Here is a 25,322-nt window from a genome sequence, read left to right on the forward strand (position 1 = left end):
TCCCCGTGAACGGACCGCGCGGGGCTCAGACCCAGGTGCCCCGGTCCTCCAGGACGCTGCGCAGCGTGTCGATGTGATCGGTCATGATGCCATCGACTCCCAGGTCCAGGAGCCGGTGCATCCGATCCGTCTCGTTGACCGTCCACACGTGGACCTGTAGCCCGCGCGCGTGGGCGGCACGCAGGAAGCGCCGGTCGACCACCGGCACGCCCGACTGGGACACGGGTACCTGGGCGGCGATCGCCGAGCTGCGCACCGCGGCCGGTATGCCGTACGAGCGCAACCGCAGCCCCAGGACGCCCCGGGTGCCGTACGAGGTGGCCAGGCGTGGTCCGGCCAGACGCTGGGCGCGGAACACGCGCGCCTCGGAGAACGAGCCGACGCAGACGCGGTCCCAGGCGTCGGTGCGGCCGATCAGGTTGAGCAGGGGATGCAGGGCGGGTTCGGCCTTGATGTCGAGGTTCCAGCGCACCTCGGGGAAGGTTTCGAGCAGCTCCTCGAAGAGGGGCACCGGTTCCTTGCCGGCCACGCGCGCGTGGCGCACGTCCTCCCAGGGGAGGTCCGCGATCCGGCCCGCCCCGTCCGTGACCCGGTCCAGGGTCGAGTCGTGGAAGGCGACGAGCTTGCCGTCCGCCGTCGCGTGTACGTCCGTCTCGATGTAGCGGTAGCCCGCCTCCACCGCCCGCCGGAACTGGGCCACGGTGTTCTCCAGACCGTCCGCCGCCCCGCCCCGGTGTGCGAAGGCGATCGGGCCGGGGTGGTCGAGATACGGGTGACGTATGCGCGTGCTCACCGGGGAAGTATGGCGCGCTCCGGTTGCCCGGTGGCAACGACCGTGCTGCCGCCCGGTGCCGTGGGGACGGCGAACACACGCAGGAAGAACTGGGCGAGCGGGCCGATCGCGACCGCGTACAGGGCCGTGCCGACTCCGACCGTGCCGCCGAGGGCGAACCCGGTCACGACGACAGCCCCCTCGATGGCCGTGCGCATCAGGCGGATCGAGCGGCCGGTGAGCTGGTGCAGGCCCGTCATCAGGCCGTCGCGCGGCCCTGGACCCAAGCGCGCGCTGAGGTAGAGGCCGGTCGCCGCGCCGTTCAGCACGATGCCCGCCACGAGAAGGGGAATCCGTACGGCCAGGATGTGGGCGTCGGGCAGGAGGGTGAGTGAGCCGTCCATGGCGATGCCGACCACGAAGACGTTGGAGACCGTGCCCAGGCCCGGGCGCTGGCGCAGCGGGATCCACAGGAGCAGCACCGCCGCGCCCACGAAGATCGACACCATGCCGATCGTCAGACCGGTCAGCTCGGCGAGACCCTGGTGCAGCACGTTCCAGGGCTCCAGTCCGAGACCCGACTCCACGAGCAGGGCCGAGCTCGCGCCGTACAGCGCCAGGCCGGCGTACAGCTGGACGAGCCGGCGCGGGAGGCGTCGGGGGGTAAGGAGTCCGGGTTCCGAGCGGGTGGTGCGCGTGGACAAGTGGAGCCCCCCGTAGTGGTCGTCGTGGCCTGACCCATGTCACTCTGTGGCTTGAGAAGTCATCGCATCCATGGCCAATTCGGGGAAGGTGGACTGGAAATCATGACTCAGTGGACTTCGGCGGTGGGTGCCGCTCAGCTCGCCCGACTGCTCCACTCCCAGCAGGAGCGCCCCGCGGGGCCCGGTTCCCGTCGCCCGCCCGCCTATCGCGCGCTCGCCGACGGCATCCGGCTCCTCGTGCTCGAAGGGCGGGTGCCGGTCGCCGCGCGGCTGCCCGCCGAGCGGGAGCTCGCGCTGTCCCTGTCCGTCAGCCGTACGACGGTCGCCGCGGCCTATGAGGCGCTGCGGTCCGAGGGGTTCCTGGAGTCCCGTCGCGGAGCGGGCAGCTGGACCGCCGTGCCCGCGGGCAATCCGTTGCCCGCGCGCGGACTCGAGCCGCTGCCTCCCGAGGCCCTCGGATCCATGATCGACCTCGGCTGCGCGGCGCTGCCCGCACCCGAGCCATGGCTCACCCGGGCCGTCCAGGGCGCGCTGGAGGAACTGCCGCCCTACGCGCACACCCACGGCGACTATCCCGCCGGACTGCCTGCGCTGCGCTCGATGCTCGCCGAGCGGTACACCGCGCGCGGCATTCCGACCATGCCCGAACAGATCATGGTGACCACCGGGGCGATGGGGGCGATCGATGCGATCTGTCATCTCTTCGCCGGGCGCGGCGAACGGATCGCCGTCGAGTCACCCTCGTACGCCAACATCCTTCAGCTGATGCGCGAGGCCGGGGCCCGGCTGGTGCCCGTCGCCATGGCCGAGGGGCTCGCCGGGTGGGACATGGACCGCTGGCGACAGGTCCTGCGTGACTCGGCGCCCCGGCTCGCGTATGTCGTCGCCGACTTCCACAACCCGACGGGCGCTCTTGCCGACGAGGACCGGCGGCGCGTGCTGGTGGACGCGGCCAGGTCCGCGGGGACCGTGCTCGTCGTGGACGAGACGATGAGCGAACTCCGCCTGGACGTCGACGGATCGGCCATGCCCCGTCCCGTGTGCAGCTTCGACCCCGCCGGGTCCACCGTCATCACGGTCGGATCCGCCAGCAAGGCCTTCTGGGCCGGGATGCGGATCGGGTGGGTGCGGGCCGCTCCCGACGTGATCCGCAGCCTGGTCGCCGCGCGCGCGTACGCCGACCTGGGCACGCCCGTACTGGAGCAACTGGCCGTGAACTGGCTGCTCAGCACCGGTGGCTGGGAGCAGGCGGTGGAGATCCGGCGGACGCAGGCCCGGGAGAACCGGGACGCCCTCGTCGCCGCCGTACGGCGTGAGCTGCCCGAGTGGGAGTTCGCGGTGCCGCGGGGCGGGCTCACCTTGTGGGTACGGACCGGTGGGCTGTCCGGGTCGCGGCTCGCCGAGGTGGGGGAGCGGGTGGGGGTCCGGGTGCCGTCCGGGCCGCGGTTCGGGGTGGACGGCGCCTTCGAGGGGTATGTGCGGTTGCCGTTCACTGTCGGGGGGGCGGTGGCGGATGAGGCGGCGGTGCGGTTGGCTGCGGCGGCGCGGCTGGTGGAGAGCGGCGGTGTCGGGGGGAGTGAGGCGCCTCGGACGTTCGTGGCTTAGGGGTGGGTTTTTCGCCCCCGCCGCCCCTGCCCGTCCCTTGCCTCTGGGGGCTGCCGCTCCCGGACCCCCGCATCGCGCTGAACGCGCTCGTCCTCAAACGCCGGACGGGCTGATCTCGGCCTCCGCCGGGATTGTCCGCTCCGGGAGCAGATCCAGAACCGCCCTGCGGTGGGTCTCGCTGGTCGCGTCGTCGTAGGGGTCCGGGGTTGCCGGGACCTGGAGGCGGAGGACGGGCCCGGTGCCGAGGCGGGCGTAGCCGCGGCCGGGGGGTACGGCGCGGGTGGGGGTGGTGTGCGGGGGTGCGCCGAGCACCGTTTCCAGCTGGGTGGGGGACGCGGGACCGAGCACCACGCGCGCGCGGGTGTGCTGGCGGACGGCGTCGCTGAGGGAGTCGAGGCTCTCGAAGTTCTCGGCCACGACGACCGTGACACCGGCCGCACGGCCATGGCGCAGGGGGATCTGGAGGAGTGACTGGGGGTCGTTGCGGCCGTCGACGGCGGCGAAGTGCCCCAGCGCGCTCGGGCGGTCGAGCAGGATCCACAGCGGGTGCTTGGTGTCGTCCGGCGCGGCCTGGCCCGCCTGCCGGGCGCGGTTCGCGGCGATGAGGCGCCGCTCCGTCTCGTGAGCGGCCCACTCCAGGCTTGCGAGCGCCCCGGCGAGCCCGCACTCGACGGCCAGGACACCCTGGCGGCCGGTCAGGCACGCGTACTCGCCGGTACCCGCGCCCTCGACGATCACGACATCGCCGTACTGGAGGCACTGCAGGGCGATCGAGCGCAGGAGTGTGGTGGTACCGCTGCCCGGTTCGCCCGCGACAAGGAGATGTGGCTCCGTGGAGCGGACCCCGGTGCGCCAGACGACCGGGGGGACGTCACGCTGTTCCTCACCGTAGGTGAGGGGGAGCGTGCGCTGGACGTCGGCGGGGTCGGTGAAGCCGAGGACCGTCTCGCCGGGTGCCGTCACGAACCGCTGGGCGGCGATGTCCGTGGGGAGCGGCGAAAGGACCGTGATCCTCAGCTCGTTGCCCTCCTCGTCCCACTCGAAGTGGTACTCACGGCCGCGGCCGGACTTGGCATGCAGGAGCTGCTCGATCCGGGCGCGGGACTCCGCCTCTCCGTCGGTGAAGTACGCCGGGTAGCGGAGGTGGAGCTGGGAGACGCGTCCGTCGTCGTCGAATTCGTACGACGAGAAGGCCTTCTCCCAGTCGCCGCCGTGGGCATAGAGGGGAGCGGGGTCCTCGGCCGCGGAGAAGTACGGGACCAGGGCCTCGTACAGCGACTGGAGGCGCTGGGTCTGCGAGTCGTCGGGGCCCGTCGGCTCCGGCGCGGCGCGTTCGCGGCCCGCCCAGGCTGCCGCCGCCATCAGTGTGATGACGGCGAGCAGCGGTCCGTACGGCACCAGCGCCACGACCAGGACCACCGAGGCCACCAGGAACAGCAGTGGCCCGCGCCGGTCCTTGGGCGTGTCCGCCCACCTGCGCCGCCCGGCAGCCGCCAGCCGGCGCAGTCCACGAGTGATCGTGATCAGGGGGTGGAGGACGTCGGTGGCGCTGTCGGCTGCCGTCCGGGCCAGATCCCGGCTTCGGGCGATCTGTGCGCTGCCGTTGCTCAGAATGCGGGGGAGAGGGCGCCGGGCCACTGCTGTCTCCTGATGGTGCGTGCGAGAGGGAGGGACGTCAGAACTTGATCCCGCCGAGGAGACCCGCAAGGCTCTCCCCGCCGGCCTTGATGCTCGGAGCGATGGCCGTGCTTGCCAGGTAGAACCCGAACAGCGCGGCCACAAACGCATGCGACCCCTTGAGCCCGTCCTTCTTGAAGAAGAGGAAGACGATGATGCCGAGGAGGACGACGCCTGAGATGGACAGAATCATTTGAGCTCTCCTGGTTCGTGGGGACAGTCACCATGAGTTCTTCCAGGATCACAGCATGTATCCATACGACAAAAGGTGCAATGGGGTGAATGTCTGTAGATTTCACCCGAATGGCGGAGGCGTTCAGGCCGCCTGAGCAGGCCCGTCGCAGCCGGGAATTCCGTTGTGATCTTTGCCGCAGACGGTGCCGGTCATGTGCCGCCGGAGCCAGTACGCTGGCGATTCACCCGAACGGTTGCAGTGAGAGGCGGTCCGGCCGATGAGTGAAGCCCCCGACCCGGATGTCGTGGAGCTGGCGACCAAGATCTTCGATCTGGCGCGCCGTGGTGAGACCGAGGCGCTCGTCGCGTACGTCGACGCGGGCGTTCCTGCCAACCTCACCAACGACCGCGGTGACTCGCTCGTGATGCTCGCCGCCTACCACGGCCACGCCGACGCCGTACGCGCCCTGCTGACGCGGGGCGCCGAGGCGGACCGCATCAACGACCGGGGGCAGACGCCGCTCGCGGGGGCCGTCTTCAAAGGCGAGGAGGCGGTGATCCGGGCGCTCCTGGACGGCGGCGCCGATCCGGCCGCGGGCACGCCCTCGGCCGTCGACACGGCCCGCATGTTCGGCAAGACCGAGCTGCTCGAGTTGTTCGGTACACGATGACTTCAACGCCCTGAACAGGCGAAACGAAGAAAATGGGGGAGGCGGAGCGGGGCCGCCGGAAATGCGGTCGCGGCGGGAAGAACCGCTGGGTCATCATGACGTCGTGATTCACGGACGTGATGGCTGGGCAGGTGTTGCCGCACCGCGCGGGCCGTGACGCGGCCCGCATGGGCCACCGACGAGAGGCAGAGGAAGATGGTCTACAGCAAGCAAGAGACGGCGGGCGCTCCGACGTGTTGTCACGTGGCCAGGTAATGCAGGATCCCGGTTGCGTCGACGCTTGATGTGAGGCTGTTTCCCATGTTCGATCCGGTCATAGCGCCCAGCGGTACGCTGCTCGGCCTGCTTCAGAGGGGTCGCGGCGACGGCACGCTGCACGCGCTCACCGCACCGCGCGCCGAGGCGCTCGCGGCGCTGAACCACTGTGTGCTGCGCGACCCCCGCCACGACTGGCAGGTGGAGAACCGCTCCCTTTACTACGCCCGTCTCTACCTTGACGTGAGCGGTGAGCTCGACGAGATCGAGCGGCACCTCTTCGACGCCGAGGACGTTCTCGACGACTGCGATTCCCGTACCGGGCTCGCGCTGGCGGTGCTGGGGCACCTCGCCTCGTACGGCAGGCGGGACGCGCTCGAACTGCTGCGCAGGTACGCCGCCTCCGGCACCAACTGGGCCTGGGCCCTGGACGAGCTGGCCCTGCGCGACGACGACGCGGGCCTGCGGGCTCTTGCCGCACCCGTGCTCGCCCGCTTCCCGGCCGACGCCGAGGGTGAGGCCGCGCTCGCCGCCACCGTGCGCGACGCGTTCGAGCCGCGGCCCTGGCGGCTGTGGGCCGACGATCCGCGCGAATCCATCGGCACGCGTGTGCGTGCCGCCCAGGAACAGGGCTCCTTCGACCGTTGGCAGCGCCAGATGCGACCGGCCGGGCCCCGCCCGGGGTGGAGCGTGCAGGCCGTCTTCGAGTGGGCCCAGCAGGGCATCGAACGCGGAGCCGCGCTCCATGTCCCGGCCGCCCGCTGCCTCAGCGCCGTCGCAGGCCCCGAGGACCGGCCCGAGATCGTCGAGGCCGCCCGTGGTGGCGACGACGGGGCCCGCTGCACGGCCTTGCGCTATCTCGCCGACAGCAATGACCCGGACGCTCTCGACCTGATCGAGGCCGCCGCGACCGCCGGTTCGCCGGCAGTGGCCGAGGCCGCCGTCGAGGCCTTCGAACGGATGCGGAGTCTCGCCGCCGTCGACCGGGCACGAAACTGGGCCCACCGACCCGATCCCCTGGGGGCCGCCGCGGGCCGGATGCTCGCCTGCCGAGGCGGTACGCAGGACAGCGAGCTGGTGCTGGGCGCGCTGCGCGAAGCCGTACGGGGCGAGGGCCCCGACGCCCCGGCACTGTGCACCCTCGTCGACGGGGCCGGGCGGCTCGGCATCATCTGTGCCGCACCCGTCCTGCGGCACGTGTACCGCGAGACCGCCTCGTCCCATCTGCGCGGGCGCGCCGCCCGCGCGCTCGCCGCCACCGATCCGTCCTTCCCCGCCGGCTTCGCCGTCGAGTGCCTGTGGGACTGCGAGGAGACCACCCGCGAGGTCGCCGCACGGCACGCGGAAACCGGTGACGCACGTGTGGTGGACCAGTTGCGCAGGCTGGCGGCGGATCCGGCCGAGGAGGCCGAAGTGCAGACGGCGGTACGGAGCAGAATCGGGCCGGACATGCCTGCCGTATGAACGTTCGGTGACCCATGGGTCGGGAAGTCGTGGACGCGGACTGACCTGGACGGGTGCGGAGTTCAACGCTCATGGGACGTTCCCCGTACGGAAAGATCCACGTTGACGCGGGCACGTCCAGCGGGGCGACAACACGGGTATGCGTGTCGTCATCGTGACCGAATCCTTTCCCCCCGATGTGAACGGCGTGGCCCACTGCGCGCTTCAGACCGCCCGGCACCTCGTCGATCGCGGTCACGTTCCCCTCGTCGTCGCCCCGGCCACCGCCGCCGGGAGCGGGCCCGACGCCACCGCGCCGTGCCCTGTCGTCCGAATCCCCTCCCTTCCGCTCCCGGGCTACCCCCAGGTCCGCGTCGCTCTCCCCAGCCGACGCGTCGCCGCGGCGATCACCGAACACCGCGCGGACATCGTTCACCTGGCCAGCCCCTTCATCCTCGGCGTCCGCGGCATGGCCGCGGCCGCCCGGCTCGGCATCCCCGCCGTCGCCGTCTACCAGACCGACCTGGCCGGATACGCCCGTACGTACGTGGGTGCCGGCGAGGCCACCGCGTGGCGGCGTATTCGCTCCGTGCACGCCGCCGCGGACCGGACGCTCGCCCCGTCCAGCGTGGCCCTGCACGACCTGGAGTCACACGGTGTGCCCCGGGTACGGCTGTGGGCGCGTGGCGTGGACACCGACCGTTTCCGTCCCGACCGGCGGGACGAGGCGATGCGCCGGGAGCTGGCGCCGGGCGGTGAGCTGATCGTCGGTTACGTCGGCCGGCTCGCCCCCGAGAAGCAGGTCGAACTGCTCTCCGGGGTATGCGGCCTGGACGGCGTGCGTCTCGTGATCGTGGGCGACGGACCGAGTCAGGCCGGCCTCACCGAGCAGCTGCCCGGCGCCGTCTTCCTAGGGCGTCGCACGGGTGACGAACTCGCCCGGATCTTCGCCTCGCTGGACGTCTTCGCGCACACCGGCCCCTTCGAGACCTTCTGCCAGACCGTGCAGGAGGCCATGGCCAGTGGGGTGCCCGTCGTCGCGCCGGCCGCGGGCGGACCGCTCGACCTGGTGGCCCACGGGCGTACCGGGCTGCTGGTGCCACCGCGCGACGCCACCGCCGTACGCGACGCCGTGTGGGCCCTGGCCGCCGATCCGGAACTGCGGGCCGCCTACGGCGCCGCGGGACGGAACATGGTCGAGGGCCGCACCTGGGCCGCCGTCGGCGATCAGCTCATCGGGCACTACAGCGACGTGCTCTCCGCACGGACGGCGGTGGCGGCATGAGCCTGCGCATCGTACGGCTCGCCAACTTCGTCGCCCCCGCCTCCGGTGGCCTGCGCACCGCGCTGCGCGAGCTGGGCACCGGCTACCTGGCCGCGGGACACGAGCCGGTGCTCATCGTCCCCGGTGAGCGCGCCACGGACCGGGAGACCGAACAGGGGCGCGTCATCACGCTGCCCGGGCCGGTGCTGCCCGGCACCGGCGGCTATCGCGTGCTCACGGACAAGCGGCGGGTCGCTCGGCTCCTGGAGTCGCTCGCACCCGACCGTCTGGAGGTGTCCGACCGGACCACCCTGCGCTGGACCGGCGTCTGGGCGCGGCGGGCCCGGGTGCCCGCCGTGATGGTCTCCCACGAGACCGCTGACGGCGTGCTGCGGACCTGGGGGCTCCCTGAGGGGATGGCCCGGCGCACTGCCGACGCCCTCAACGTGCGTACCGCACACACCTATTCGCGTGTCGTGTGCACCACAGAATTCGCCGAGCGCGAGTTCGTCCGGATCGGCGCCCGCAATGTCGTACGCGCCCCCCTGGGCGTCGATCTGGTGGGCCGCGACCCCTCGCTCCGGGATCCCGCGGTCCGTGCCCGCTACGCGCGCGTGGACCAGGCTCTGCTGATGATGTGCTCCAGGCTGTCCGTCGAAAAGCGGCCCGGTACGGCGCTGGACGGTCTTGAGGCGCTGCTGCGGCGCGGACAGCGTGCTGTCCTCGTCGTCGCCGGGGACGGACCGCTGCGGGCCCGGCTCGAACAGCGCGCCCGGGAGCGGAGGCTGCCCGTCACCTTCCTCGGACACCTCGCGGACCGCGCCGCGCTCGGCGCGCTCCAGGCCTCCGCCGACGTCTGCCTGGCCCCCGGGCCCGCCGAGACGTTCGGGCTCGCCGCCCTGGAGGCGATGGCCTGCGGTACGCCGGTGGCGGCGAGCTCCCTGTCCGCCCTGCCGGAGGTCATCGGGTCCGCCGGGGCCACCGCCGCGGACAACGGGGACTCTTTCGCGGACGCGGTGCGGCTGCTGCTGGGGCGTCCCGAGGGTGAGCGCAGGCAGGCGGCACGCGCGCGTGCCGAGTGTTTCGGATGGAGCACGGCCGTAGAGGGCTTCCTCGCCGCGCACGACGCGGTGGTCGAGGTGCGGCCGCGCCTTCAGGAGGGCGTGGGATGAGACCGCTTCGTTTCGTGGCCCTCGGGGACTCGCTGACGGAAGGGGTGGGCGACCCCGTCGGCGGGGCATGGCGGGGGTGGGCCGCACTGCTCGCGCAGGGGCTCGCTCCGGCGGACGTACCCGTGGAGTTCGTCAACCTGGCGGTCAGCGGCGCCCAGACGCGGGACGTCCTGGAGCGTCAGACGCCCGAGGCGACGGCCCTGGGCCCGGACGTGGTCTCCGTCGTCATAGGGGTCAACGACACCCTGCGGTACACCTTCGACATCCACTCCGTGGCCGCCCGGCTCGACAGGGTGTACTCGGCGTTCCGGGCCCAGGGAGCGGTGGTGATGACGGCCTGTCTCCCGGATCCCGGCTACATGCTCGGGCTGCCGGGTGCGTTGGCGCGGCCGTTGGCCCGGCGGCAACGGGCCGTCAACGCGGTCGTGCACGCCCTGTCCGAGCGGCACGGGGCGCTGCATCTGCACGCCGCCGAGGAGGACTGGCTGAAGGACCCCGCGATGTGGAGCGCGGACAAACTGCACCCGGGGGAGCAGGGACACCGGGCGCTCGCGCTCCGGTTCCACGCGCTGCTCGCGGAGCAGGGCATCGCCACCGGTGTCCAGCCCTCTGCCGAGGCCGAGTTCCCCGCGCCCACGCGGTCGGCGAGCCTCTGGTGGCTGGCCACCGCCGGAACCGGGTGGGTCGCCCGGCGGTGCGCGGACCTGCTGCCGCAGTTGCTCACGCTCGCCGCCGCCGAAGTACGTCACAAGGCGCGCGGTACCAGCGCACGCCTCGACCTGAGCGCCTCGCACGCCGTGGCCGCCGCCCTGGCCGCCCTGTCGGTGACCGAACACCAGCCGGACCCGGCGTGACGGCTCGGCTTCCCTTCAGGCCGCTTCAACGCCGGCGTACGGCCACGAAGCGGACCGGCGTGCCGGGGACGGCCTGAGCGGCCGCCGGGAGGTCGGCCGGGCGGACGACAGCGATCACCGGGTACCCGCCGGTGGTCGGATGGTCGGCCAGGAAGACGACGGGCCTGCCGTCGGGCGGTACCTGGACGGCCCCCAGGACCATGCCCTCACTGGGGAGTTCGCCGGGAACGGCCCTCTCCAGTGAGGGCCCTTCCGTACGCAGGCCGATGCGGTTGCTCGCCGACGACACCCGGTAGACCCGGGTGGTCAGGGTGCGCAGGGCCGACGCCGTGAACCAGTCCTCGCGCGGGCCCTGCGTCACCCGTAGGACCAGTTCGGACGGCGGCGCCGGGTGCGGAATCACGTCCACGCGCGCGTGCAGGGCTTCGGGGCGGCCCAGGGGCAGCACCGTGCCGTCCGTCAGGGGCGGGGGACCCAGGTCCGAGAGGAGGTCCGTGGAGCGGCTGCCGAGGACCGGGTCCACGGCGACCCCACCGGAGACGGCCACGTAGCTGCGCAGTCCCGCGTGCGCGGGACCGACGTCAAGGAGCGCGCCCGCGGCTACGCGTACAGCCGCTCCCCAGGGCGCTGGACGGCCGTCCACGGTGACCGGGCAGGGCGCGCCCGCCACTGCCACGGTGACCGGCGAACGCGGGCGAAGAGCACACCCGTTGAGCGTCGTCTCCAGGACGGCCGCTTCGGCGGGGTTCCCGACGAGCCGGTTGGCCAGCGCCGCCGCGGGCCCGTCGAGCGCACCGGAGCGCGGTACACCGAGGTGGGCGTGGCCGGGGCGTCCCTGGTCCTGGACGGTGGTCAGGGCCCCGGAGCGTACGACGGAGAGGGCCCGGTCTGTCATGAGCGCCTCGTCGGTACGAAACGGACCCGGGTGCCCGGAGCCAACAGCGCGGCCGGCACGCGCGCGTGGTCCCACAGCACCGCGTCCGTCGTCCCGATCAGCTGCCAGCCACCCGGCGAGGAACGCGGGTACACGCCGGTGTACGGGCCCGCGAGCGCCACGGAACCCGCCGGAACCGTCGTACGCGGAGTCGCCCGGCGGGGAACGTCGTACTCCGAGGGCAGGCCCGTGAGGTAGCCGAAGCCGGGCGCGAACCCGCAGAAGGCGACACGGAACTCGGCCGCCGCGTGGATCTCTTGCACCCGGTGCGCCGGCACGCCCCACAGAGCCGCTACGTCCGCCAGGTCGGGACCGTCGTACCGTACGGGGATCTCGATCGCCTGCTCCGCGCGCGCGGCCAGTGCAGGAATGTCCCAGGAGGCGAGGCGGGCCGCCAGGCGCACGGGGTCGTCCAGGCCGTCCAGGAGGACCGTACGGGCCGCGGGAACGATTTCCGTGACCGACAGGGAGCCGTCCGCGCGGCGGCGCAGCAGTTCGGCGTGCAGGGCCTGTGCCTCGTCGCCGGAGGAGACCTCGACGAGCAGGGCACGGTCACCGACCGGCAGTGCCCTCATGAGAACGCCTCCACGCGGATGCCCGAGGACTCGAGCCCGGCGCGGACCCGGCGGGCCATGTCCACCGCGCCCGGGGTGTCCCCGTGCAGGCACAGCGAGCGGGCGCGGACTTGGACGCGCTCCCCGGAGTGCGAGGTCACGACGCCGAAACGGGCCAGGCCCAGCGAGCGTTCGAGGACGGTGTCGGGGTCCGTGATCACTGCGCCGTCCTGGGTACGTGGCACCAGGGTGCCCTCCTCGGTGTACGCGCGGTCCGCGAACGCCTCGGTGACGGTGGGCAGCCCCGCCCGCTCGGCCAGCTTCAGGAAGCGGGAGGACGGGAGACCGAGGACGGGCAGGGAGGCGTCCGCGAGCAGTACGCCGTCGACCACCGCCCCCGCCTGCTCCTCGTCGTGCACGACGCGGTTGTAGAGCGCGCCGTGCGGCTTCACGTAGGACACGCGCGAGCCCGCCGCACGCGCGAAGACCTCCAGGGCGCCGATCTGGTAGGCCACTTCGGCCGTCAGTTCGTCGGACGGCACATCCATCGTGCGCCGCCCGAAACCCGCCAGGTCGCGGTAGGAGACCTGAGCGCCGATCCGTACACCGCGCTCGACCGCCAGTTCGCACACCCGCCGCATGGTGGTCGCGTCCCCGGCGTGGAAACCGCAGGCCACATTGGCGCTGGTGACGACGGACAGCAACTGTTCGTCATCGGTCAGGTGCCAGCGGCCGAAGCCCTCGCCGAGGTCGGCGTTGAGATCGATCGGTGTCATCAGGTGCTGTCTCTCCTCTTCAGGCCACGCGGTACTGCTCGTCACGAGTGTCCGTGACGAACATCTGGCCGGGCGCGTGGGTGATGGCGAACGGCGGGCGGGACGCCATCACGGCAGCCTGGGGTGTCACTCCGCAGGCCCAGAACACCGGGATGTCGCCCGGCTCGGCGTCCACCCGGTCGCCGAAGTCGGGGTGCGCGAGATCCCCGATGCCCAGCCCCGACGGCTCACCGCAGTGCACCGGACTTCCATGCACGGCGGGCAGCAGACTGCTCTCCCGGATGGCCGCGGCCAGATGCTCGGGCGGGACCGGGCGCATCGAGACCACCATGGGGCCGTGCAGCCGCCCGGCCGGACGGCACTGGCGGCCCGTCACGTACATGGAGACGTTGCGGCCCTGTTCGAGGTGGCGCATCGGGACACCGGCCTCGCTCAGCGCCCACTCGAAGGTGAAGCTGCACCCGATGAGGAACGAGACCAGATCGCCCCTCCAGTGACCGACCACGTCCGTGGGCTCGGCCACCAACTCGCCGTGTTCCCACACCCGGTAACGCGGCAGGTCGGTGCGCAGGTCCGCGCCCTCGGCAAGCGGAGTGGTCCAGGAACCGGCGTCGGTGACGTCGAGGACCGGGCAGGGCTTCGGGTTGCGCTGGCAGAACAGCAGCATGTCGTACGCCCAGTCGGCGGGCACCGAGATCAGGTTCGCCTGGGTGTGGCCCGCGGCGACTCCGGCGGTGGGACCCGACACGCCCGAACGGAAGCGGGCACGCGCCTTCTTGGGGGTCCACGCGTGCGCGTGGCTGTCGAGGAGGCTCAACGGGCGGTCCTGGGGGGTGCGGATCACAGCGGACGTGGCGGTCACAGGAGTTCCTTTCCGCGCGTCTCGGGGAGCCCGATCAGTGCAAGGGCCGCGAGGGCGTATCCGATGGCGCCGAAGACCAGCGCACCGCCCACGCCCCAACTGTCGGCCAGGAAGCCGACCGTGGTGGGGAAGACGGCGCCCACGGCGCGCCCGGTGTTGTACGTGAAGCCCTGCCCCGTGCCGCGCACCGCCGTGGGGTACAGCTCGCTGAGGAAGGAGCCGAAGCCGCTGAAGATGGCCGACATGCAGAAGCCGAGCGGGAAACCGAGTACCAGGACAAGGGTGTTGGCGCCGCTCGGGATGTTGGCGTACGCGAGGATGCACACCGCCGAGAGGATCGCGAAGAGCAGGATGTTGCGCTTGCGGCCCAGTCTGTCGGTGAGGTAGCCGCCGGTGAGGTAGCCGATGAAGGCCCCGGAGATCAGGAACGTGAGGTAGCCGCCGGTGCCGACGACGGACAGTCCGCGCTCCGTCTTGAGGTAGGTGGGCACCCAGGTGGCCAGCGTGTAATAGCCGCCCTGGACACCCGTTGACAGCAGGACCGCGAAGAACGTGGTGCGCAGGAGACCGGGGCCGTCGGCCGTGGCGGGCTTGAAGATCACCGTGAACGAGCCCTTCTGGGCGCTCTTCTTACGTTCGGCGGCCGCCTCGGGAGCGTCCTGCACCCGGCGCCGCACCCAGACGACGAGCAGCGCGGGCAGCGCGCCGGTCCAGAACATCACGCGCCAGGCGAGGTCGTCGCCGAGGAACTGGAAGACCAACGTGTAGACGATCACGGCCAGTCCCCAGCCGACGGCCCACGAACTCTGGACCGCGCCGAGCGTGCGACCACGGTGCTTGGGGCTCGCGTACTCGGCGACCAGGATCGCGCCGACCGCCCACTCGCCGCCGAAACCGAGCCCCTGAAGAGCGCGGAAAACCAGCAGCGTCTCGTAGTTGGGCGCGAAACCGCAGGCCACGGTGAACACCGCGTACGTGATCACGGTGATCATCAGGGCCTTGACGCGCCCGACCCGGTCCGCGACCACGCCCGCGATGGCGCCGCCGACCGCCGAGATGACCAGCGTGACGGTGGTGAACAGGCCGGTCTGGCCGCTGTCCAGGCCGAAGTACGCCGCCAGCGCGACCATGGTCAGCGGCAGTGTGAAGTAGTCGTACGAGTCGAGGCCGTAGCCGCCGAACGCGCCGGCGAAGGCACGGCGGCCGCGTGGACCGAGAGCGTGCAGCCAGGCGAAGGGGCCGTCCTGGGTGGTGGGTTCAGCCGGTTCGGAGCGGTCTCCGGCGGTCAGGGCCTGGGGTGGAGGGGTCGTGCTCATGGGCACCTCGCAATGAGGGACGGAGGGTGCTTGGACTGAGCCGTGCCGTGCGGGAAGCGCGTGGCGCCGTGTTTTCGCGGCCATGCGACAGGCGCCTGACCGACAAGGTAGAGGATCGTTGAACAATCCTTCAATACCTATGTTGTTTCGTTCTTGTATCTGCGATTGAATTCCGGACATGGCAGAGCTGACCGGACTGGCCGACGATCGCGCCCTGCTGGGGCGCACCAGCACCGCCGAGCGGGTCGCGGACATCCTCAGGAGTCGCATCGCCGAGGGGTACTTCCCGCCCGGCACCCGGCTGTCCGAGGACAGCATCGGCGGAGCGCTCGGCGTCTCACGCAACACACTGCGCGAGGCATTCCGGCTGCTCACACACGAGCGGCTGCTCGTCCACGAGCTCAATCGCGGGGTGTTCGTGCGGGTCCTGACCGTCGAGGACGTTGTGGACATCTACCGCACCCGCACGCTCGTCGAGTGTGCCGTGGTCCGGGGCCTCGGCGAGCCGCCGTACGCCGTGGACGGCCTCGCGAAAGCAGTGGCGAACGGGCAACGGGCGGCGCGCGAGGGCGAGTGGACGGGCGTCTCGACGGCCAACATCCACTTCCACCGGGAGCTCGTGGCGCTCGCCGGGAGCGCCCGCACCGACGAGCTGATGCGCAGCGTCTTCGCCGAACTGCGCCTCGCGTTCCACGTGGTGGACGATCCGCGACGACTGCACGAGCCGTATCTCGCGCGCAACCGCGAGATCCTCCAGATCCTCCAGAAGGGGGACCGGGAAGGGGCCGAGCGGCTGCTCGCGGTCTATCTCGACGACTCGCGTGAGGGGCTCGTCGCGGTGTACGGGCGGCGGGTGGCCGACGGGGTGCAGGGGGTCGGCTGAGAGCGGTGGGGGCGGGCGGTGCGGCTGTTGCGACGATGATCGCCTCCAAGCTGTGTTGCGGCTGCTGAGACGGTGATCTGTTCTATGTCGTTCGGGCTGCTGTGACGGTGATCCCCTCTACGCCGATACGGCTGTTGGCGACGGTCGCTTCTGCGTGGTCACGGCTGTGACGGTGATTGCCTCTGCGTGGTCACGGGTGTTGTGACGGTGATTGCTTGTGCGTGGGTTCGGTTGATGTGGCGGCGGTCGCTTCTGCGTCGTTTCGACCGTTGTCAGACCGAGGACCTAGTCTGTGCAGCGTGACTTCGCCTGCATCGACGGACAGTGTTCCGCCCCAGCTCAGCGCGGGGCCGCGCCCCGCTCCGGGCCCGGCTGCCGACGAGGGTCTGGCGCGGCGGCTGCGCGCGCTCGCCTGCACCGCGCCGCTGCACGATCTCGACGTACGCAAAGCGAATCTCGCCGGCGAGTACTCGGTCTACGGGATGGCGGAGGTGGCCCTCGCCGCCATCGACCTCGTCACGCTCAACATGGACTTCGACACGGGCGCGGACCACGACCAGATAGTGGCCAGGCTCATCCCGCGCATCGCCGCCCAGGCCCCGCAGCGGCCGGTGGCCGAGCACGAGCGCGTCGCCCGCTGGGTCCTGGAGAACCTGATCAACGTCGGCAGCGTCGACCGCGGCTTCCGGGCCGTATACGGCACGTTCGCGCCGGACGGCTCCTATGTACGCCGGGACTACGACTTCAAGCTGATCGAGGAAGTGCCCGGATACGGCGGAAGCGTGTATCTCCGTACGACGGATGAAGCGGTCAACGTGCTAGTCGGCGCCCTCGACACCGACGTCACCAGTGCGCAGATCGCCGCCGAGGTCAAGCTGGAGGTGCTGATCAGCCGCGGTCGGCTCGCCGACGCCCAACTCGCCGCCGAGCAGGCCAGATACCGGACCGTGCAGTTCGCGGAGACGCTCCGCAGGGCGCTGGACGCGACTCGGCGCAATGTGCGGGCCGTGGACTGGCTGCAGGCCGTCCCCGACATGATCGCGGAGGCTCTCGACCACGTCGCTGACCGGTACCGCCACGAGAACGCGATCCTCACCAACATCCGCAAGGCCCGCGACGAGTCCGAGGACCCCGAACAGAAGCGGCGTGCCGCCGAGCTCGTCGACATCGTCAAGGACTGCATCCGCCGGCATACGCAGTTGCAGTCCCGGCTCCTGGAGGCCGGGCCCCTGTTCCGCGCCGAGCAGGACCGGCAGGCCTTCGCCACACCCATGACAACCTCGGGGATAGATCTCTACGGTCATCTCGTCGCGCCCGTGCTGCCGTTGCCGGTCGAGCAGGCGCTGAGGGTGACGGATGCGTTCTTCGCCCGCGGGACAGGGCTGCGTACGCCGGTGTCCGTGCGGGTCGGTGACCTTGTCGACATATTGCTGACGCCTCCCATGGAGCGGGAGCATCTGGGTGCGGAGATGCCTGAGCCGGATCTGATCGCCACGCCTGACGACAGTCGGTTCAGCGAGGAGCAGTTGGCGAGCGCCATGGAACTCCTCGACCTGCCTGCCGACGCGCCGCGGCGGCTGTCCGGGCTGCTTGCGGACGCCCGGCGGCGGGACCCTGAACTGCCCTACCTCGTCGCGCTGTTGGCTGTGCACGCGGCCAGCCCGCCGGTCGGGACGGCTTACCGGCAGGGTGAGCAGAAGCTGTTGTTCGCCGTGGACGACGGGACGGAGCTGGACGATCCGGAGTTCGGTGGGGCCGATCTCATCGTTGGCATGGCCTTGCTGGATGCGGTGGGGATGGCGGCCGGCAGGTCGGAGGCGGCGTGATGTTGTTCGGGTCGTCATTCGGCTGCGGACCGGCCGTGGCTGGTCGCGCCCACGCGGCGGAGCCGCTTGATGTCACGCCCCGCGCCCCTTACTCAGCCGCCCTCGCCCTCGTTTATCAGACCAAGGAGTCTCACCTGTGACTGAGCACGTCGAGTGGAGCGAGCCGGAGGCCGTCGCCGCCCCGGTGAGCGCCGCCGTCACGCCCGCCGACGCCGCCGATGCCGCGCGGCTCGTCGCCTTCGGGCTGCAGCCCAAGCTGCAGCCCGCGCGCGACCAGGAGTATGCGGAGCTGCTGCGGCGGTACCGAGAGGATCCGCCGTTCGCGCGGCTCGCGGACGCCGTGGCCGCCGGGCTGGGACTGGTCGTCCTGGAGGTGTCCCCGCGCGCGGGGATGGCCGTGACCGCCGCCGAGGACTCCGTGTTCGCCGTCCGCATGGGCGACTACGCGCGTCGGGCGTCGACCGACTCGGGAGACCGGTTCCTGCACGGTCTCGCCCATCTGGCCGTCGCCGCCATGTCGTTCCCGCGTCCCGAGGACCTCGCGGACGACGGGTACATCGGGCGGGTCTCGGTCAACGGAGTCGACGCGTTCGTACGACAGGCCTGCCGTCGGCTGGAGGAGCGGGCCGAGGAGCAGGGGGAGAACAGTGATCCGGCGACGGACGCGCCGGGACTGGAGGCGGCCTGGCGGATCTGGACGCGGCGCAGCTCCACCGGGGCCACCAAGGACGCGCGAAGACTGGCCGGTTCCACCACCGGAATCATCGGCAAGGCCGTCGCGTTCCTCACCGACTCCGGGTTTCTGCAGCGCACCGGGGACGACTCCGGAGGGACGTACCGGACGACGGCCCGCTATCAGCTCCAGGTCCGTGACATGGCCGGGAGCGCCGCCATGGCCGAGCTCCTTGAACTGGGCATCGTCCCGGTGACCGACGGCACCGCGAGTCTGCTGCCCGCTGCGGACACCGACGACGTGGAGCTGGCGGTCGGCGCCGGACTGCCCTTCCACTCCTGACCGAGCCGCTCGACAACCGACCAAGTCAGTACCGCCCGAGCGCCACACCTCCCTTTACGACTACGAGAGTCCGCCGCCATGTACGAGCTGTCCAGGGTCCGCCTCTACTCCATCGGTCCTGCCGGTGCGCGCTACGCCGACACCGTGCTTGACCTGCGAGGAGTGGGTCAGCCGGTGCCCGACCCCGCGCCCACCCAGGCGGAGTTCTTCGCGGAGGAACCCGTCGGGCCGCCGCGTCGCCCGGCGCCCGCGGGTGTGCTCTTCCTGGAGAACGGCGGCGGGAAGTCGGTGCTGCTCAAGCTGATCTTCTCGGTGATGCTGCCGGGGCACCGGAACACGCTGGGCGGCGCCAGTTCCGGTGTGCTGCGCAAGTTCCTGCTCGCCGACGACTGCGGGCATGTGGCTCTGGAGTGGCAGCACACGCTGACCGGTGAGTGCGTGGTCGTCGGCAAGGTGAGCGAGTGGCGGGGGCGGCAGGTCTCCAACGACCCGCGGAAGTTCGCCGAGGCCTGGTACTCGTTCCGGCCCGGTCCTGGGCTGAGCCTGGACAATCTGCCGGTCGCCGAGGCCACCGCCGTACGGCCGCCCGTGGAGGGCGCGTCCGGGGCGCAGGGGCGACGGCGCACCATGAAGGGCTTCCGGGACGCGATCACCGAGGCGGGCAAGGCGTATCCGCACCTCGAAGTGCACTGGGAGGAGATCCACGACCGCTGGAACGAACACCTCGGAGACCTGGGCCTGGACCCCGAACTCTTCCGCTACCAGCGGGAGATGAACGCCGACGAGGGTGAGGCCGCCGGTCTCTTCGCGGTCAAGAAGGACTCCGACTTCACGGATCTGCTGCTGCGTGCGGTCACCGACACCCGGGACACCGACGGACTCGCCGACCTGGTCGGCGGTTTCGGCAACAAGCTGGGACGGCGCGCCGAACTCATCGCCGAACGGGACTTCACGGCGGGGTCCGTGGACCTGCTCGGGCGGATCGTCGAAGCCGCCGAGGCACGGGCACGCGCGCGTGACATCCACGCGGGCGCCGAGCGGCGTACGAGGACCCTGTCCAGGCGCCTGTCCGCGCGGGCCGTGCGGGAGAGGGGCCGGGCAGGCGAGTTGGCGCAAGGGGTCACCGGCGCCGCGCACACGGTCACCGAGGCTGAGAGCGCCCGCTCGACTAGCTCGCTGATCTCGGCGGAACTGGCTTACCGGCACGCCTCGTTGGCGCTCGCCGGGGCCGAGAAGGCCGCGGCCGCGCAGAAGCGGGAGCTTGCCGACGCGCGCACGCTGCACTCCGCCTGGCAGGCCGCGGAGGCCGTGCTGCGCCATCGCTCGGCCGCCGACCGCTCCGCGCGCGTGGCCGCCGCGATCCGCGAGGCCGAGCGGGATGCCGCACCGGCGCTCGCCGCGCGGGCCAAGGCCGCCGTCGACCTCGTACGGGCCCTGCACCGCGCCGCCGACGGTGCCGAGGCGCTCGCCAACGAGGAGGAGGAGCGGTCCGCCGGGCTCCAGGAGGTCGGCGAAACCGCCCACGCGGACGCGACCGCCGCCGCCACCGCCGCGCAGCGCGCCCGCAGTGAGGTCGGGCATCTGCGTCAGCGCCTGGGCGAGGTCGAGCAGGAGACCGCCGAGGCGGTGCGGGCCGGGTGGCTCGACGACAGCGCCCCCGACGCCGACCCGGCGCGCGCCGCGCTCGCCGCCAGCGACGCCGAGAAGACGGCCGTAGCCGCCTGGGACACCGCCCGGGAGGCCTCGCGGCGCGCCTCGGAGCACGCTCGCGAAGCGGCTTCCGAGGCGTCCCGCGCGGAGCTGACGGCAGCCCGTGCGGCGGATGCGGCGACGGCGGCCGAGCGGTCGTACGAGGCCGAGCGAGGCACCGCGGAGGGGCTGGCGGGGGAGGAGCGACTGGCGGAGTTGCTGAGCCTGCCCGGTGCTTCCGGTGCTTCCGGTGCTTCCGGTGCCTCTGGCGGTGGGCGCGGTGGGGTGCCGGTGCCCCGGGCCGGAGCGGACGGTTCCGCGGGACGCGGGGCGGCCGGCAGTGACTCCGATCGTGTCGGCGACGACACGGGCGGTACGGCGCGTAGGCGCCCCGGCGCGGGTGACAGCGCAGCGGCGCTCCGGGGACCGGGCGCTCCTGACACGCACAGCGGGGACGGGGGCACGGCGGCTGCCCGCTCCGGTCGCGCGGCCGGTGGGTCGGGCAAGGTTCTCACCGAGGCGTGGCCTGCGGAAGAACGCGCCCTTGCCCCCGAGCAGTTGGACCACTACGCCGACGAACTGCGTGAGCTGTTCGACGAGGGTGTCGCCTCCGCCGAGCGTCAGCTGTTCGACCTGCGCACCGCCGCGGCCGACGACGCGCGGATCCTCGGGGCGCTCGGCGACGGGGGGCTGCTGCCGCCAGGCCCGGATGTCCTCGCCACCGTCGAGTTCCTCGGGGAGCACGGGATCCCGGCGCTGCCGGGCTGGCGCTACCTCGCGCAGGCAGTCGACCCCGTCGACCACGCGCGCGTGCTGGCCGCCCGGCCCGAACTCGTCGACGGCGTGATCATCACGGACCCGGCCACCCACGCCCGGGCCCGCGAGGCGCTCGGTGACGCCGCCCTGCTGCCGAGGTCCGCGGTGGCCGTCGGTACCGCCGCCGCGCTGCTCGCCCCGACTCCGGCGCCCGACGCGGGCGACGGTGACGTCTTCCTCGTACCGCCGAACCCGGCCATGCACGACGAGCACGCCGCCGACGAGGAGCGCCAGGCGCTGCGCACGCGTGCGACGCGACGGGACGAGGAGATCCGCGAGCTGGCAGGGCGGCTCGCCAAGGACCGTGAGCTGGCCGCGCGGCTCGCGTCCTGGCGCACCGGGTGCCCGGCGGGGCGGCTCGTCGAGCTCGCCGCGACCGCCCGCGACGCGCGCGCGTTCGCCGAGGAGGCCGAGGCCGAGCTGGCCGAGGCACGTACCGTGCGGGCCGAGGCCGACGAGGCCGCGGCCGAGGCCGCCCTGGTACGGGACGAGCGGCAGGAGGCCGCCCAGCGCGCCCGGCGCGCCGCCGACGCCCTCGCCGGGCTCGCGTTCCGACTGCGCGAGCGGGCCGGCTGGCAGGTCAAGGTGCGCGAACTCGCCGACGAGGCAACGGAGTCGGAGACCCGCGCCCAGGTCTGCCTGGAGCGCGCCCGCGCCGCCGATGAGGACCGCCGCGCCACCCAGCGCGCCGCTGACGACGCCCGCCGCACGGCCCGCGCACTGCGCGCCGAGCGCGCGGAGATCGCGGGCGCCCCCGACGACGTGGCGGAAGACGAGTCGACGACCGCGAAGTCGTCCCTGCCTGCCCTGCGTGAGGCGTACCGGGCTGCATCGCAGCTGTACGAGAAGGTCGGCGTCGGCGCCGATCTGCGGGCCGAGCAGGCGCGGGCCGAGAGCGAGGAGAGCGCGGCGCTGGCCGAGTGGGACCGGCTCAGCAACAAGGTGCGTACGCGCGCGGGGCAGCTCCTGGAGTCGACGGACGGTTCCGACGGGCCGTCCCGGCAGGCCGCGGCCGCCCGCGCCGAGGAGCTCGTGCAGCTCCTGGAGACCCGGATGTCGACCGCGAGCGAGCAGCTCGGGCGGCTGCGCGGCGAGGCCGAGCGGCACGCGCCCTCGGACGGCGAGGCCCACACCGAGCTGTCGGAGGAGCTGGTCCCGCGTGATGCCGAGCACGCACAGCTGCTGCTGCGCACGGCCACCGGTGAACTCGCCTCCCGCACCGAGGCGTTGAGCCGGGCGCGCGAAGCCCACGCCGAACTGCTCGCCGCCCACCGGACCGCCGAGGACGCGGGTGGAGGCTTCGACGAGACCGCCGCCCTGCTCAGGGACCTGCTGCGCGAGCACTCCGACGAGGAGCACGAGGAGACCGAGCCCTACCCCGGCAGCCTCGAAGAGGCACGGCACTCCGCCGCCGAGGCCCGTCGCTCCCTGCGCGGCTGCGCCGCCGACCTCTCCGCCGCCGAGGCGGCCGTGCGCGAGGCCTCCGACATCCTCGTACGGCATGCCAACTCCACACGGTACGAGCAGGTGCGCACCCCGGCGCGGCAGCAGATCCGCGAGCTGCCCGCGTCCGCGCTGCCGGAGCACGCCCAGAAGTGGGGGGACGCCTTCGCACCCCGACTGCGGGTCCTGACGGACGAGTTGGAGCAGTTGGAGCGCAACCGGGACTCGATCGTGGACCGGCTGCGCGGGCTCGTCGAGTCGGCGCTCGCCACCCTGCGGTCCGCGCAGCGGCTGTCCCGGCTTCCGGAGGGGCTCGGCGAGTGGTCCGGGCAGGAGTTCCTGCGCATCCGGTTCGAGGAGCCCGACCAGGCGACGCTCGCCGACCGGCTCGGCGAGGTCGTCGACGAGGCCACCCGCGCGGCCGTCAAGAAGAACTCGGACATGCGCCGCGACGGCATGTCGCTGTTGCTGCGCGGGGTCGGCGCCGCGCTTCAGCCGAAGGGCATCGCCGTCGAGATCCTCAAGCCGGACGCGGTACTGCGCGCCGAGCGTGTCCCCGTCGGACAGATGGGCGACGTGTTCTCCGGTGGCCAGCTGCTCACCGCCGCCATCGCGCTGTACTGCACGATGGCGGCGCTGCGCAGCAACGACCGGGGCCGCGACAAGCACCGGCACGCGGGCACGCTGTTCCTGGACAACCCCATCGGGCGCGCCAACGCGACGTACCTGCTGGAGCTCCAGCGTGCCGTGTCGGACGCGCTCGGAGTCCAACTCCTCTACACCACCGGCCTGTTCGACACGACGGCGCTCGCCGAGTTCCCGCTCGTCATCCGGCTCCGCAACGACGCCGACCTGCGCGCCGGGCTGAAGTACATCAGCGTGGAGGAACACCTCCGGCCGGGTCTGCCTCAGCAGACTCCGGCCGGTGAGGGGGAGACGGTGCACAGCGAGATCACGGCGACGCGCATGTTCAAGCGGCCGTCACCGCAGGGAGGGTGACCAGCGGTCCTCGCGTGTGACTAGCAGTCCTCGCGCGTGACTTAGCGGTCCTCCTTCAGCATGTCCGCGCACTTCTCGCCGATCATCATCGTCGTGATGCACGGATTGACGGAGATGAGGTCCGGCATCGCCGATCCGTCCGCGACCCGCAGACCCTCGATCCCCTTGACGCGCAGACGGGCGTCGAGCGGGGCCGAGGTGTCGTCGTCGGCGCCCATCTTCACCGTGCAGGACGGGTGGTAGACGGTGTTGTGGGTCTTGTGGATGTAGTCGAGCAGCTCGTCGTCCGTGCGGACATCGGGTCCGGGTGCCAGTTCCGCGCCCGCCCAGCCGCTCAGCGCGGGCTGCGACGCGATCTTCCGTGCCAGCTTCAGGCCGTACGTCATCACGCGCGCGTCGTGCTCGTGCGTGAAGTAGCGCGGGTCGACCACGGGCTTGTCCCGGTAGTCGCGGGTGCGCAGCCGCACGGTGCCGCGCGACTTGGCGCGGGTCACGTTCGGGGTGAGGCAGAAGGCGTTCTCCGACGTCGGGTAGCCCCAGCGCAGGGTGTTCATGTCGAACGGCACCGAGCCGTAGTGGAACATCAGGTCCGGTCGGTCCAGGCCCGGTTCGGTGTCGTAGAAGATGCCCGCCTCCCACCACTGGCTGGAGGTGGTGGTCATCGGCTGTTTGGCGTCCCACATGATGAGGCCCTCGGGGTGGTCCTGGAGGTTCTCGCCGACGCCCGCCGAGTCCACCACCACCTCGACCCCGACCTCGCGCAACTGTTCGGCGGGCCCGATGCCCGACAGCATGAGCAGCTTGGGTGTGTCGATGGATCCGCAGGACACGATGACCTCGCGGCGGGCGCGTACCGCCCGGGTGTGGATCAGGTCCGGGTCCAGGTACTCGGCGCCGACGCAGCGACGGCCGTCGAGCAGGAGTTTCTTGGCCCGGACCCCGGTGCGTACCTCCAGGTTGGGCCGTTTCCCGATGATGGGGTGGAGGTAGGCGACCGACGAGGACTGTCGGATGTTGTTCTCGTCGGAGTTGATCTGGAACCAGTTGGCGCCGCGGACCACGGTCTGGCCGGTATTGAAACCGGTGGTGGGAATGCCCGCCTGCGCGCACGCCTCCAACAGGGCTGTGCCGCAAGGGTCCTCGCCCTTCAGCGTGCGCAGCTTCACCGGGCCGGTGCGGCCGTGATGGTCGCCGGGAGCGTCGTTCGACTCCAACCGCCGGTAGAGCGGGAAGAGTTCGGCCGCGCTCCACCCCGTACAGCCCGCTGCCGCCCAGTCGTCCAGGTCCTCGGCGGGTGCCCAGAAGGCGATACAGGAGTTGTGCGAGGAACAGCCGCCCAGCACCTTGGCGCGGGCGTGCCGCATAAAGCTGTTGCCGCTGGCCTGCGGCTCGATCGGATAGTCCCAGTCGTAGCCGGACTCAAGGAGGCCCATCCAGCGCTCCAGTTTCATGACGTCGTCGTCGCCGACGTCGCTGGGCCCCGCTTCCAGCACGCACACCGTGACGGACGGGTCCTCGGAGAGCCTGGCCGCGACCACGTTGCCGGCGGTGCCGCCACCGACCACGACGTAGTCGAACTCATCTGCGTTCATGGGGAGTTGACCTCCTTGAGTCAGAC

Annotated in this window: 20 protein-coding genes; 10 read left to right on the forward strand and 10 right to left on the reverse strand. The window is 72.0% G+C overall.

Annotated features, from left to right (window positions below; all coding sequences use genetic code 11):
- Positions 1 to 25 precede the first annotated feature (25 nt).
- Positions 26 to 793, reverse strand: coding sequence for a glycerophosphodiester phosphodiesterase (locus tag ACFWP7_RS34505; RefSeq protein ID WP_384389831.1), 768 nt, complete (start codon positions 791 to 793; stop codon positions 26 to 28).
- On the reverse strand, positions 790 to 1,476 hold the full coding sequence (locus ACFWP7_RS34510) for a YitT family protein (RefSeq protein ID WP_384389834.1): 687 nt from the start codon (positions 1,474 to 1,476) through the stop codon (positions 790 to 792). Before ACFWP7_RS34510 ends, ACFWP7_RS34505 begins: the two co-directional genes overlap by 4 nt.
- Before the next feature lie 102 nt (positions 1,477 to 1,578).
- On the opposite strand from ACFWP7_RS34510, the gene ACFWP7_RS34515 reads away from it, so the two are divergent.
- Complete coding sequence (locus tag ACFWP7_RS34515) at positions 1,579 to 3,081, forward strand: PLP-dependent aminotransferase family protein (RefSeq protein WP_384389836.1); 1,503 nt, start codon at positions 1,579 to 1,581, stop codon at positions 3,079 to 3,081.
- Positions 3,082 to 3,174: 93 nt separating this feature from the next.
- Here ACFWP7_RS34515 and ACFWP7_RS34520 read toward each other — a convergent pair whose 3' ends face one another.
- Together ACFWP7_RS34520 and ACFWP7_RS34525 are read right to left on the reverse strand one after the other, a co-directional pair.
- Complete coding sequence (locus ACFWP7_RS34520; protein ID WP_384389839.1) at positions 3,175 to 4,719, reverse strand: hypothetical protein; 1,545 nt, start codon at positions 4,717 to 4,719, stop codon at positions 3,175 to 3,177.
- Between the two features lie 37 nt (positions 4,720 to 4,756).
- The gene (locus ACFWP7_RS34525) at positions 4,757 to 4,951 is read right to left on the reverse strand and encodes a hypothetical protein (RefSeq protein WP_266824614.1); all 195 of its coding nucleotides are present in this window, start codon (positions 4,949 to 4,951) and stop codon (positions 4,757 to 4,759) included.
- 259 nt (positions 4,952 to 5,210) lie between these two features.
- Here ACFWP7_RS34525 and ACFWP7_RS34530 point away from each other — a divergent pair, with 259 nt between their 5' ends.
- The 5 genes from ACFWP7_RS34530 (at position 5,211) to ACFWP7_RS34550 (ending at position 10,591) form a co-directional block, all read left to right on the forward strand.
- Positions 5,211 to 5,603 carry an ankyrin repeat domain-containing protein gene (locus ACFWP7_RS34530; protein ID WP_384389843.1) on the forward strand — a complete coding sequence of 131 codons (393 nt, stop codon included), beginning with the start codon at positions 5,211 to 5,213 and terminating at the stop codon, positions 5,601 to 5,603.
- A 300-nt stretch (positions 5,604 to 5,903) separates the two neighbouring features.
- Complete coding sequence (locus ACFWP7_RS34535) at positions 5,904 to 7,322, forward strand: HEAT repeat domain-containing protein (protein WP_384389846.1); 1,419 nt, start codon at positions 5,904 to 5,906, stop codon at positions 7,320 to 7,322.
- A 139-nt stretch (positions 7,323 to 7,461) separates the two neighbouring features.
- A complete protein-coding gene (locus ACFWP7_RS34540) occupies positions 7,462 to 8,586 on the forward strand; it encodes a glycosyltransferase family 4 protein (RefSeq protein ID WP_384389849.1) in 1,125 nt (374 codons plus the stop codon).
- Positions 8,583 to 9,737 (forward strand): glycosyltransferase, encoded by a 1,155-nt coding sequence (locus ACFWP7_RS34545; RefSeq protein WP_384389851.1) that lies wholly within the window; start codon positions 8,583 to 8,585, stop codon positions 9,735 to 9,737. The genes ACFWP7_RS34540 and ACFWP7_RS34545 overlap by 4 nt, the downstream gene beginning before the upstream one ends.
- Entirely contained in the window at positions 9,734 to 10,591 is an 858-nt protein-coding gene (locus ACFWP7_RS34550; RefSeq protein WP_384389854.1) for an SGNH/GDSL hydrolase family protein, read from the forward strand. Before ACFWP7_RS34545 ends, ACFWP7_RS34550 begins: the two co-directional genes overlap by 4 nt.
- Before the next feature lie 25 nt (positions 10,592 to 10,616).
- On the opposite strand, the gene ACFWP7_RS34555 is transcribed toward ACFWP7_RS34550, so the two are convergent.
- The 5 genes from ACFWP7_RS34555 to ACFWP7_RS34575 are packed head-to-tail and all read right to left on the reverse strand — an operon-like array spanning position 10,617 to position 15,033.
- Positions 10,617 to 11,486, reverse strand: coding sequence for a biotin-dependent carboxyltransferase family protein (locus ACFWP7_RS34555; RefSeq protein ID WP_384389857.1), 870 nt, complete (start codon positions 11,484 to 11,486; stop codon positions 10,617 to 10,619).
- Positions 11,483 to 12,100 carry a 5-oxoprolinase subunit PxpB gene (gene pxpB, locus ACFWP7_RS34560; protein ID WP_384389859.1) on the reverse strand — a complete coding sequence of 206 codons (618 nt, stop codon included), beginning with the start codon at positions 12,098 to 12,100 and terminating at the stop codon, positions 11,483 to 11,485. The genes ACFWP7_RS34555 and pxpB overlap by 4 nt, the downstream gene beginning before the upstream one ends.
- Positions 12,097 to 12,855, reverse strand: a complete 759-nt coding sequence (locus tag ACFWP7_RS34565; RefSeq protein WP_384389862.1) for a LamB/YcsF family protein — start codon at positions 12,853 to 12,855, stop codon at positions 12,097 to 12,099. Before ACFWP7_RS34565 ends, pxpB begins: the two co-directional genes overlap by 4 nt.
- A gap of 19 nt (positions 12,856 to 12,874) precedes the next feature.
- Positions 12,875 to 13,717, reverse strand: a complete 843-nt coding sequence (locus ACFWP7_RS34570; RefSeq protein ID WP_384389865.1) for a putative hydro-lyase — start codon at positions 13,715 to 13,717, stop codon at positions 12,875 to 12,877.
- On the reverse strand, positions 13,714 to 15,033 hold the full coding sequence (locus tag ACFWP7_RS34575; protein ID WP_384389867.1) for an MFS transporter: 1,320 nt from the start codon (positions 15,031 to 15,033) through the stop codon (positions 13,714 to 13,716). Before ACFWP7_RS34575 ends, ACFWP7_RS34570 begins: the two co-directional genes overlap by 4 nt.
- Before the next feature lie 178 nt (positions 15,034 to 15,211).
- Here ACFWP7_RS34575 and ACFWP7_RS34580 point away from each other — a divergent pair, with 178 nt between their 5' ends.
- The 4 genes from ACFWP7_RS34580 (at position 15,212) to ACFWP7_RS34595 (ending at position 23,704) form a co-directional block, all read left to right on the forward strand.
- Entirely contained in the window at positions 15,212 to 15,916 is a 705-nt protein-coding gene (locus ACFWP7_RS34580) for a GntR family transcriptional regulator (protein WP_384389869.1), read from the forward strand.
- A gap of 299 nt (positions 15,917 to 16,215) precedes the next feature.
- Positions 16,216 to 17,742 (forward strand): hypothetical protein, encoded by a 1,527-nt coding sequence (locus ACFWP7_RS34585; RefSeq protein WP_384389872.1) that lies wholly within the window; start codon positions 16,216 to 16,218, stop codon positions 17,740 to 17,742.
- A gap of 136 nt (positions 17,743 to 17,878) precedes the next feature.
- Positions 17,879 to 18,757: a hypothetical protein gene (locus ACFWP7_RS34590; protein ID WP_384389875.1), complete on the forward strand. Its 879-nt coding sequence runs from the start codon at positions 17,879 to 17,881 to the stop codon at positions 18,755 to 18,757.
- Positions 18,758 to 18,835: 78 nt separating this feature from the next.
- Positions 18,836 to 23,704 (forward strand): hypothetical protein, encoded by a 4,869-nt coding sequence (locus tag ACFWP7_RS34595; RefSeq protein ID WP_384389878.1) that lies wholly within the window; start codon positions 18,836 to 18,838, stop codon positions 23,702 to 23,704.
- 41 nt (positions 23,705 to 23,745) lie between these two features.
- Here the strand turns inward: ACFWP7_RS34595 and ACFWP7_RS34600 are convergent, their stop codons facing one another.
- A complete protein-coding gene (locus ACFWP7_RS34600) occupies positions 23,746 to 25,296 on the reverse strand; it encodes a GMC family oxidoreductase (RefSeq protein ID WP_384389881.1) in 1,551 nt (516 codons plus the stop codon).
- Between the last annotated feature and the right edge of the window lie 26 nt (positions 25,297 to 25,322).

The organism is Streptomyces sp. NPDC058470 (genome assembly GCF_042721055.1).
Lineage (GTDB): Bacteria > Actinomycetota > Actinomycetes > Streptomycetales > Streptomycetaceae > Streptomyces.